12 protein-coding genes and 1 tRNA gene are annotated in these 9,800 nt (G+C 66.8%); 5 read left to right on the forward strand and 8 right to left on the reverse strand.

The window, feature by feature from the left end:
* From AC5Y49_RS24155 to AC5Y49_RS24175, 5 genes are read right to left on the reverse strand one after another with little or no spacing between them, the layout of a single operon-like run.
* Nucleotides 1-975 carry an NADPH:quinone oxidoreductase family protein gene (locus AC5Y49_RS24155; RefSeq protein ID WP_499891910.1) on the reverse strand — a complete coding sequence of 325 codons (975 nt, stop codon included), beginning with the start codon at nucleotides 973-975 and terminating at the stop codon, nucleotides 1-3.
* Nucleotides 975-1,574, reverse strand: a complete 600-nt coding sequence (locus AC5Y49_RS24160) for a TetR/AcrR family transcriptional regulator (RefSeq protein WP_499891911.1) — start codon at nucleotides 1,572-1,574, stop codon at nucleotides 975-977. The genes AC5Y49_RS24155 and AC5Y49_RS24160 overlap by 1 nt, the downstream gene beginning before the upstream one ends.
* On the reverse strand, nucleotides 1,571-2,878 hold the full coding sequence (locus AC5Y49_RS24165; RefSeq protein WP_499891912.1) for an acyl-CoA dehydrogenase family protein: 1,308 nt from the start codon (nucleotides 2,876-2,878) through the stop codon (nucleotides 1,571-1,573). Before AC5Y49_RS24165 ends, AC5Y49_RS24160 begins: the two co-directional genes overlap by 4 nt.
* Nucleotides 2,879-2,913: 35 nt before the next feature.
* Nucleotides 2,914-3,678: an SDR family NAD(P)-dependent oxidoreductase gene (locus AC5Y49_RS24170; protein WP_499891913.1), complete on the reverse strand. Its 765-nt coding sequence runs from the start codon at nucleotides 3,676-3,678 to the stop codon at nucleotides 2,914-2,916.
* 1 nt (nucleotide 3,679) lies between these two features.
* Nucleotides 3,680-4,726, reverse strand: a complete 1,047-nt coding sequence (locus AC5Y49_RS24175; protein ID WP_499891914.1) for a phosphotransferase family protein — start codon at nucleotides 4,724-4,726, stop codon at nucleotides 3,680-3,682.
* Between the two features lie 92 nt (nucleotides 4,727-4,818).
* On the opposite strand from AC5Y49_RS24175, the gene AC5Y49_RS24180 reads away from it, so the two are divergent.
* Nucleotides 4,819-5,427, forward strand: a complete 609-nt coding sequence (locus tag AC5Y49_RS24180; RefSeq protein ID WP_499891915.1) for a histidine phosphatase family protein — start codon at nucleotides 4,819-4,821, stop codon at nucleotides 5,425-5,427.
* Nucleotides 5,428-5,433: 6 nt separating this feature from the next.
* On the opposite strand, the gene AC5Y49_RS24185 is transcribed toward AC5Y49_RS24180, so the two are convergent.
* The gene (locus AC5Y49_RS24185) at nucleotides 5,434-5,778 is read right to left on the reverse strand and encodes a LapA family protein (RefSeq protein WP_499891916.1); all 345 of its coding nucleotides are present in this window, start codon (nucleotides 5,776-5,778) and stop codon (nucleotides 5,434-5,436) included.
* A 139-nt stretch (nucleotides 5,779-5,917) separates the two neighbouring features.
* On the opposite strand from AC5Y49_RS24185, the gene AC5Y49_RS24190 reads away from it, so the two are divergent.
* Complete coding sequence (locus AC5Y49_RS24190; RefSeq protein ID WP_499891917.1) at nucleotides 5,918-6,523, forward strand: putative glycolipid-binding domain-containing protein; 606 nt, start codon at nucleotides 5,918-5,920, stop codon at nucleotides 6,521-6,523.
* On the opposite strand, the gene AC5Y49_RS24195 is transcribed toward AC5Y49_RS24190, so the two are convergent.
* A complete protein-coding gene (locus AC5Y49_RS24195; RefSeq protein ID WP_499891921.1) occupies nucleotides 6,486-7,430 on the reverse strand; it encodes a prephenate dehydrogenase in 945 nt (314 codons plus the stop codon). The genes AC5Y49_RS24190 and AC5Y49_RS24195 overlap by 38 nt on opposite strands.
* Nucleotides 7,431-7,548: 118 nt before the next feature.
* Between AC5Y49_RS24195 and AC5Y49_RS24200 the strand changes: the two genes are divergently transcribed.
* From AC5Y49_RS24200 to AC5Y49_RS24210, 3 genes are all read left to right on the forward strand, one after another.
* Nucleotides 7,549-8,061 (forward strand): tRNA adenosine deaminase-associated protein, encoded by a 513-nt coding sequence (locus AC5Y49_RS24200; protein WP_499891918.1) that lies wholly within the window; start codon nucleotides 7,549-7,551, stop codon nucleotides 8,059-8,061.
* Nucleotides 8,058-8,516, forward strand: coding sequence for a nucleoside deaminase (locus AC5Y49_RS24205; RefSeq protein WP_499891919.1), 459 nt, complete (start codon nucleotides 8,058-8,060; stop codon nucleotides 8,514-8,516). The genes AC5Y49_RS24200 and AC5Y49_RS24205 overlap by 4 nt, the downstream gene beginning before the upstream one ends.
* A 29-nt stretch (nucleotides 8,517-8,545) precedes the next feature.
* A tRNA-Ser gene (locus AC5Y49_RS24210) sits at nucleotides 8,546-8,636 on the forward strand.
* Nucleotides 8,637-8,783: 147 nt separating this feature from the next.
* Here AC5Y49_RS24210 and AC5Y49_RS24215 read toward each other — a convergent pair.
* Nucleotides 8,784-9,800: IS481 family transposase (locus AC5Y49_RS24215; RefSeq protein ID WP_499891920.1), on the reverse strand; the 1,017-nt coding region annotated here is incomplete at its 5' end.

Here is a 9,800-nt window from a genome sequence, read left to right on the forward strand (position 1 = left end):
CTAGCCGTCGACGTCGATGACCACCTTGCCGATCGCCCTGCGCTCGGCAACATGCCGTATCGCCGCCGCCGTGTCGGCCAGCGCGAAGCGAGCGCCGATGTAAGGCCGGACCCGGCCGTGGGCGAACATCCGCTCCAGCTCGCCTAAGTCGCGCCTCGCTTCCTCGGGGTGATCTGTCATGAACGTCCGGATCTCCATGCCGCGGATCGTGATGCCCTTGAGCAGAACGAGGTTCAGCGGAATAGGAGGAATGCTTCCGGCGGCATAGCCGAGCGTGACGAATAGGCCGCCGCGGGCCAGACCACGCAGCGCCGGCTCGGAATATGCTCCGCCGACGGGGTCGATGACAACCCGCGCTCCGCCGTCGGTGAGCTCGCGGATACGGGCCTTCAGATCTTCCCGGTCATAGTCGACGACCGCCTCGGCGCCGCGCTGCCGACACAGGTCGAGCTTTTCGGGCGTCGACGCTGCGGCCAGTACCCGGGCGTTCATGGCGACTGCCAAGTCGAGTGCCGCCGAGCCAACACCGCCGGCTGCGCCGAGCACGACGACCCAATCCCCTTCCGCGACTGCGGCAACCGAGCGAAGCGCGTGATATGCGGTGCGATATGTGACGCCGAATGCCGCGGCGGCGGCATAGTCGGCGCTGTCGGGTATCGGCGAGACCGACTCGGTTCGAAGCAGCGCCTGCTCGGCGAAGCCACCCACGAACGCGGTACCGACCACCCGGTCTCCAGGCGCCCAACGGACACCGTCGCCGACGGCGACCACGTCTCCGGCCAGCTCACTACCGGGAGTGAACGGCACCGGAATCCGGACTTGGTACTTACCGCCGATCATCAGCACATCGGGAAAGTTGACCGCCGCGGCCCGTACCCGCACCACCACCTCGCCTGGCCCCGGCGTCGGGTCGGGCACCTCGTCAAGGACGAGATCTTCCGGCGGGCCGTACCGATGACACACGACCGCCCGCATCAGACGCCCAGTCCGCGTAGGCAGAACCGCACCAAATGCGCGACATCGTCGGCGCCGGGCCGCTCGGCTGAATCCAGATAGCGGCGCATGCTCGTCGCGGTGCAATAGAACACGGCGTCGGCGTCGCGCTGAACGTCCCTGCTGCCCAACGCTGCAACTGGTTCGGTCAGCAGATCACGCATCGGCCGCATGATCTCCTCAGCGGCGTTGCCACCGGCAGACATCTGCCCAGCGGCTGCCCGGCTCATGCTGATCAGGTGCGGGTCGGCGACCTGGGCGAGTGCACCCTCGATCCAGCGCGCGATCTTGCCCTCCGGCGCGGCCGCCTTGGCCATCTGGTGTTGCAGGTAGGAGACGACGATGGCCACGCCGCGTTCCATAACCGCCAGGATCAGGTCGTCCTTGCCGGCGAAGTATCGGTAGAACGCCTTGTTCGACGACCCGGCCTCGGCCACGATGTCGCTGACCCGCGGCGGTTCGGGCGCCGACCGTTCCATCACTCGCACGGCGGCCGCCAAGATCCGCTCCACCTCCTCGGTGGCCTCACGCTGTCGATCGTCGAGCGCACGCTCGACGGCCGCGGTGACCCGGCTGCTCATCTCGAATCAGGAAGCGCCGGAACCCGATCGACGAGGTCACCGTATTTGGCCCGGGCGGCTTCGGTCCGCTTGTCCACCATTTCGCTGGGCCACTCGGGGTCTTCGGCCTCGTAGTTCTTGAGCAGCATCCGGGCCAGGTTGACCTTGTGTGCCTCGGTGGGCCCATCGGCCAGACCGAGTGCCACGCCGCCCAGCAGCACCGTGGTCAACGGCAGCTGGTCGGTCAGACCCAGTGCGCCGTGCACCTGGATCGCTCGCAAGCCGATTGATTTCAGCACTTGCGAGGCCAGGATCTTGCAGACTCCGATCTCGGTGCGGGCCGCATGCTCACCGGCTGTGTCGATCAGCCAGGCAGCGTGCAGCACCGTGAGCCGGAATGGTGTCAGCTCGGCGTAGGAGTCGGCGATGAACGCTTGCACCAACTGCTTGTCGGCAAGCGAACTACCCTGGGTGAAACGGCTTTTCGCACGCCGGGCCATCATGTCGATGGCACGCTTCGCCACTCCGATCGATCGCATCGCGTGGTGCAGGCGGCCACCGGCAAGCCGGGTCTGCAGGATCAGAAAGCCCTGGCCGGCCTCGCCGAGCAAGGCCTCTGACGGCACCCGCACGTCGTCGTAGCGCACCAGCGAATGTCCCGGCTCGTGCGGCAGCGCGCCGGTCAGATGGTGGGTTGCCTCGACCGCCAGCCCCGGGGTTCCGGCCGGGATCAAGAACGTCGACGCGCCGCGATGCACCGGGACGTCGGGGTCGGTGATCGCCACGACGATGAAGAACGACGCCACTGAAGCGTTGGAGGAGAAGTACTTCCGGCCGGTGATCACCCAATCGTCGCCATCGCGGACGGCGCGGGTGGTGAATACTCGCGGATCGGCACCGCCCTGCGGCTCGGTCATCGAGAAGCAGGAGAAGATCTCGCCCGACAACAACCCGGCCAGGTAGCGGTCCTTTTGGTCTTCGGTGCCGAACCGGGCCAGGATTTCGGCGTTGCCGGTGTCGGGGGCCTGGGTTCCGAACACGATCGGCGCCCACGGGCTGCGGCCCAAGATCTCGTTGATCAGTGTCAGCTTGACCGCGCCGAAGCCCTGCCCGCCCAGTTCGGGCCCCAGGTGCGGTGCCCACAGCCCCTGGTCGCGTACCTGTTGTTTGAGCGGGTCGACGATGCGGCGGCGTTCGTCGGTCAGCGGAAGGAACTCACAGCCCGGAAAGAGCACCTCCAGCGGTTCGACCTCCTCGCGGACGAACTCGCGGACCCAGTCGAGCTTCTTCTCGAACTCCGGTTCGGTGGAGAAATCCCATGCCATGTCGAAACCTCCTCGATTCTTGGCGGCGACCGCTGCTAGGGAATGCCGCCGTCGGCCCGCAAGATCGAGCCAGTGGTGTAACTGGACGCCTCGGACGCTAAAAACAAAGCGGCGCCGACGATTTCGATAGGGTCGCCGGCGCGCTGTAGCGACAGGTGAGAAAACGGGTTCTGCGCCGCTTGCTCGAGGTTCCACGCTTTGCTGACGTCGGTCAAAAACGGGCCGGCCATCAACGTGTTGACTCGCACCACCGGCCCGAACGCCTTGGCCAACGCCTCGGTCATCGCGTTGAGGCCGGCCTTGGCGGCCGCGTACGGAACGATGTCGGGCGTCGGGCGCAGTGAGCCGGCGGTGCTGACGTTGATGATCGAACCGCGACCGGCAGCGACCATGCGTTCGCCCACCAACGCCGACAACCGGAACGGGCCCTTGAGGTTGAGGTTGACCACAGCGTCGAAAAGCTTCTCGGTGACGTCGGTGAGCTTGTCGTAGATCGGCGACATGCCGGCGTTGTTGATCAGCGTGTCGACCTTGCCGAACCGGTCGTAGACCGCATCGACGAGCCCGTCGAGCTGATCCCACCGTCCGACGTGCACCTGGTATGGCATTGCTGTTCGGCCGGTTTCGTTTTCGATCGCAGCGGCGGTGGCCACGCAGTTGTCGAGATTGCGGCTGGCGATCACGACGTCGGCGCCGCAGCGGGCGACGGCGAAGGCCATCTCACGCCCCAGGCCCCGGCTGCCGCCGGTGATCACGACTACCTGGTCGGTCAGGTCGAAAAGCTGGTCTGCGTAACCCATGTCAGCTCTTCGCCGGTAGCGACCTGGACAGCTCTGCGGCGGTGGCGATCAACTGCGGGACCATGGCGCCCATCGCCGCGCCCACCTTCGGATCGACTTTGTCGGACCTCACCGAGGCAGCGTAAGTCTTTTCCAGCACGATGCCGAGCTTCCAGTTGGCCAACACCAGGTAGTAGTCGATGTTCTCGGTCGACAACCCGCTGACGGTTTCGTAGTGCTCGAGCAACTCGCTGCGGGTGGGCATGCCGGCCATGTCCAGATAGAACCCGTCGGTGCGCGGATGTTCGCCGTCATAGCCCAGTAGGCACCAGGCCAGATCCAGCAGCGGATCGCCGACCGTGGTCATCTCCCAGTCGACGATCGCGGCCAACCGGGCCGGCGCCCCGTGGCCGAACATCACGTTGGCGAATTGGTAGTCGCCGTGCATGATTCCCGGCGTGTAGTCCGCAGACCGGTGGCGGCGCAACCAGTCAGCCGCCTCGTGCAGACCGGGGAGGTCGCGCACCCGATAGGCGTCGAGAAAGGCCAGCCAGCGATCGACCTGCCGCTCATGGAATCCGTCCGGACGACCGAAGCCGTCGAGGCCCTGTGCGCGCCAGTCCACCCGGCCGAGTTTCGCGGCGCCGTCGACAAGTTCAAATGCCAGGCCGCGGCGCGCAGACAGGTCGGTATCGAACGGCGCCTGCCAGCCGCCGTCCATCGGGCTCCACCCCTCGATCTCGCGCATGACGTAAAACGGCATGCCGAGCTGGTCGCCGGCATCGTCGGCGGCGATCAGCTCGGCATGTGGCACATCTGTTCCGGACAGCGCCCGCACCAGCCGGATCTCGCGCAGCAGGCCGTCGATCCGGGCGGCGTCGGCTGCGGGTCCGGGCATGCGCAGCACCATGCGCTCGCTCCCACGCGCGATGAGATAAAGCGTGTTTTGGGAGCCGCCGGACAGCCGCTCCAGCACCGGCCGCTCGCCGCCACCCGGCGCACCCTTCGCGTCCAGCCAACGTCCCAGAACATCGATGTCGAGCTGTTCGCCACCACCGGCCTTCGCCACCTGCACACCTCACTCTCTGTATGGAGAATAACATTCTCCCGCTTTGCCTGCCTGCCCGCTGGCCACCGCGGGCAACGTGCGAGGCTGGGCGGATGCAGCTGCTGGTGGTCCGGCATGCCTTGCCGCTCCGAAGTGAGCCGGGCCAGGGCTCTGACCCGGACCTGTCCGATGACGGTGTGGCCCAGGCCGCACGCCTGCCCGAGGCGTTGGCACGATTTCCGATCTCGCGAATAATCAGCAGCCCGCAGCGGCGCGCCATCCAAACCGCGGAGCCCGTCGCAGCAGCGTGTGATCTGGCGGTCGAGATCGACGAGCGGTTCGCCGAGTACGACCGCGACTTGCCCGTATACATCCCCATCGAGCAGATCCGGGAGGAAAACCCGCAGGAGTGGGCCCGGATGGCCCAGGGACATCTGCCCAGCTCGGTCGACGAGGACGGTTTTCGTGCTCGTGTCGGTGCCGCGGTCGACGACGTCGTGACGGCCGCCGACCCGGACGACACCGTCGCGGTATTCAGCCACGGCGGGGTGATCAACGTGCTGCTACACGAGATCCTGGGTACCAGGCGGCTGTTGTCGTTTCCGATCGACTACGCATCGGTGACCCGGCTGCTGTTCTCTCGGTCCGGGCAGGCCACCGTCGCCGCGGTCAACGGCACCGAGCACGTGTGGGACCTGCTGCCCCGCAACCAACGGTTGTAGTCGGGTCTAGCGCCCGCTCGCGTGCTTCTTTGCCGCGCGACGCAACTGGTAGATCCGCGCGGTGCCGGCCAGCACCGTGATCAGCCCGCCGCACACTGCGGCCAGCAAGATGGCGACGCCCAGCGGCAGGCTCCAGTGCCAGCCGAGAAACTGAAACTGTGCTGATGCGGTGTTTTGGGTGATGAAGATCAACAGCACGATGAGAATCAAGAACCCGACGGTCAGCGCCGACCAGATGGCGCCGGCGCGGGTGAACATCACCGACGATTCCGGCCGCTCGGTGGTGGCTTCGGGTTGCGGTGCGGGCACCGGATGTGGCTGATCGGGCGATACAGATGGATCGCTGCTCATATAGCCATCTTGCCCCTTCGTGCGCCGAAGAAAACCACATCGGAGAAAAGTGTCTGCGAGGCGCGGCGGTTGTGCCGGCTGCTATGGGCAAGATCGACCAGGCTGCAAAACCCGGTCGGGCGTCGCCTACTGTGTACCGGTGAGCCCAGCCCCATCGGATACGACGCCGAGCGCTTGGCCGGCGATCTTGACGTGGCGCGCCCCCGATTGTGCTCGGATGGAGTCGGCGCGAGTGCAGTTGTCCGGCAACCGGATCAAGGCCAATGGCCGCATCGTGGCCGCCGCCGCCGAGAGCCACCCCGGTTTCAGCGCCTACTACGACCTGCAGACCGACGAGACCGGCGCGAGCAAACGGTTCGGGTTGACTGTGACGTCGGCCGAGCGGGAACGCCAGCTCTCCATCGCCCGCGACGAGGAGAACATGTGGCTGGTGACCGACCAGCGCGGTGAGTCGCGCGAAGCGTTCGACGGCGCTCTGGACATCGACGTGGTCTTCAGCCCGTTTTTCAACACGCTGCCGATCCGCCGCCGGGGCCTGCACGAACGGGCCGACTCGGCGACGGTGCCGGTCATCTACGTGAGCTTGCCCGACATGTCGCTCACGTCAGCCGTTGTCAGCTACAGCAGCGCCGGTTCCGGCAGCCCGGACGGCATCAAGGTGCACTCGCCGGTGTCCGACGTCACCGTCACCGTCGATGCCGACGGCTTCATCGTGGACTATCCAGGTTTGGCAGAGCGGATCTGATCACCCCGCCCGCCCGGCCGGCAGCGGCCAACTCCGCACGCCAGTTCTCCGCGCCGACGAAGACGGTGACGATCTCCGGTCGCGAAAAGCTGTCGTAGCGGGTGCGCGCAGCGTGCCCGGTCTCGACGAGTTCGGCCACAGAGTTGTTGTGCGCCAACGACTCACGCGCACCGGTGAGCAGTTCCATGAACCGGTCGACGGCCGGCAGCACCTGGCCGGCGTTGGCTTCACACATGGCCCGCACCAGATCCGGCGCGGTGACCGCCACTCGGGTGCCGTCGCGAAACGACCCTGCCGCCAGCGCGAAAGCCAGCGGGACCTCGGCGGCGGTGACGGCCAGCGCCTCGGCGAGCAGGTGCGGCAAATGCGAAATCGCCGCCGCGGCCGCGTCGTGCTCGTCGGACCTGGCGGGGACCACCACCGAACCGCAGTCCAGCGCCAGGTCCATCACCATGCTCCACACGGCAGGGTCGACGTGATCGTCGACGCTGATGACCCACGGAGCGCCGGTGAACAACCGGACGTGACCGGCTGCCCAGCCCGAATGCGCGGTGCCCGTCATCGGATGACCACCGACAAAACGCGCCTGCAGGCCGGCCGCGGTCACCTCCTCGAGCACCGCACTTTTGACGCTGGTGACATCGGTCAGCGGGCAGTCCGCGGCCAATTCGCGGATGTGGGTCAGCAGGGACGGGATTGCCGGCATCGGGACGGCGAGCACCACCAGCGCGCCGACATCGGCGGCGCGGGCCAGCGCTTCGGTGAGTTCGGTGGTCGCGTCGAAGCCGTCGAACCGAGCCGCCTGCACCCCTTCCACCGACCGGTTATAGCCGAAGACTTCGCGGTTCGCCGCCGCCGCGGCACGCATGATCGAGCCGCCGATCAGTCCCAGCCCCAGCACACACACCGGTGTCTTTGCCACCCTCCAAGGTTGGCATATTCGTCACCGGACCGGCTTCCGACGGTCGCTCAGGCAAGGGCCGATCGGCTGGTCAAGGGGCTGGCCACAGACTAGCGTTGCGCCCATGGGACCGCAGCGGGCCTCCGCGCAGGCAGATACGCCGGATGGCTTCGGCGTTGCCGTGGTGCGCGAAGACGGCCGGTGGCGCTGCGCCCCGATGCGTCGCAAGGCCCTGACCAGTTTGACTGAAGCCGAGACCGAATTGCGTGAGTTACGCAGCGCCGGAGCTGTTTTCGGGCTGCTCGATGTCGATGACGAATTCTTCGTCATCGTACGTCCAGGCCCGTCGGGCACCCGGCTGTTTCTCTCGGATGCCACCGCGGCCCTCGATTACGACATCGCCGCTGAAGTGCTGGACAAGCTGGACGCCGACATCGAACCGGAGGACCTCGAAGACGCCGACCCGTTCGAGGAGGGCGACCTGGGCCTGCTGTCCGACGTCGGGCTGCCCGAGGCGGTGCTCAGCATCATTCTCGACGAGACCGACCTCTATGCCGACGAGCAGTTGGGGCGCATCGCGCGGGAGATGGGCTTCGCCGAGGAGCTGTCGACCGTCCTCGACCGTATCGGGCGGTGACCGGCGACGAAGACCTGATCCGCGCCGCGCTCGCGGTTGCCGCGACTGCCGGCCCGCGTGACGTCCCGGTGGGCGCGGTGGTGGTTGGCGCCGACGGCACCGAGTTGGCCCGTGCGGTCAACGCCCGCGAAGTGCTCGGTGATCCGACTGCGCACGCGGAGATCCTGGCGATGCGGGCGGCCGCCGAGGTGCTCGGTGACGGTTGGCGACTGGAGGGGGCCACCCTGGCGGTCACCGTCGAGCCCTGCACGATGTGCGCGGGCGCGCTGGTGATGGCGCGGGTCGCGCGATTGATATTCGGGGCATGGGAGCCCAAGACCGGCGCCGTCGGCTCGTTATGGGATGTGGTGCGTGACCGGCGGCTCAATCACCGGCCCGCCGTGCGGGGCGGGGTGCTGGCCGATGACTGCGCCGCGCTGCTGGAGGACTTCTTCGCCCGCCAGCGATTGGGGTGAGCGGGCGTCGGTTCGGTAGGCTGTCCGGCGGTGGCGTGTCCGAGCGGCCTAAGGAGCACGCCTCGAAAGCGTGTGACGGGTAACCCCCGTCCGAGGGTTCAAATCCCTCCGCCACCGCCAATGTGATGAGTCGAGTCATCGTTTACTGGTGAGTCGAGTCATCGTTGACTGATGAGTCGTGTCTTTGTTTACGCAGCCCTGAGGTATCTCGAGGCTGTTTTGTGTTGGGCCAGTAGTTGCGGTCGGGGCTGATGGTGTGGCTGGCGATTAGCTGGTGTGTGGGTGTGGTGATGACGGTGACGGTGGTTGCGGTGACGAGGATGAGGACTTTGGTGCCGGCGTGGGCGCGGCCGATGCCCAGGTGGCGCAGGCGGCTGGCGTAGCGCAGGGTGAGTTTGCCGAATTGGTCGACGGTGTCGTGGCGGATGCGCAAGTGTGGGTCGGCTGGCTGGCTGGGTGGGGTGGCTTTGGGCAGGGCGTGTAGGCCTGAGCGGGAGTGGTGTGTGCGGCCAGTGCGCGGTGGGGCCGGTGGTGGTTGTAGAACTCGCGGAAGGCATCGAGGAGGGCTTGTAGCTCGGCGATGGTGGCCGGGCGGGGTCGCGCGGCTAGCCAGCGTTTGAGGGTTTGGTGGAAGCGTTCGACTTTGCCTTGGGTTTGGGGATGGCCCGGATGCCCGTTTTTCTGGGTGACGCCCAGGGCTTGGAGTAGTAGCTCGAATCCGTTGTGTCCGTGGGTGAATCGTGAGGTGTAGACCGCGGCATTGTCGGTGAGAGTGGCGGCAGGTAGTCCGTAGGTGTTGACGGTGTTGATGAAGCTGGCCACGACGTCGGGGCCGGTGACGCGTAGGTAGGCGGTGCAGGCCAGCAGGTAGCGGGAGTGGTCGTCGAGCCAGTTGAGGATTTCGACTTCGGTGCCGTCAGCCAACCACCAGTGGGTGAAGTCGGATTGCCAGCACCCGTTGGGTTGGGCGGCCTGGAATCGGGTGTAGGAGCTACGGGGGCGTTTGTGTGGCTGGGCGGTGATCAGGCCGTGGTGGTGCAGGATGCGTCGAATCGTCGAGGTCGACGGCACCGGTAAGCCCCGTTGGGCCAGATGCCATTGCAAGGTGAGCGGTCCGGCATCACAGCCATCGGCGCTGAGCTGTTCGCGTAGTTGTACGACGGCGACGATCACCTCGTCCGCGGTAGCGCGGGGATTGCTATGCGGGCGCCGCGAGCGCGGCTCGAGCGCATCGAGCCCGCCCTGCTGGTAGCGGGCCAAAAGTTCATGCACCCATTGCCGGGC

It is taken from the genome of Mycobacterium sp. NGS62 (assembly GCF_059812285.1).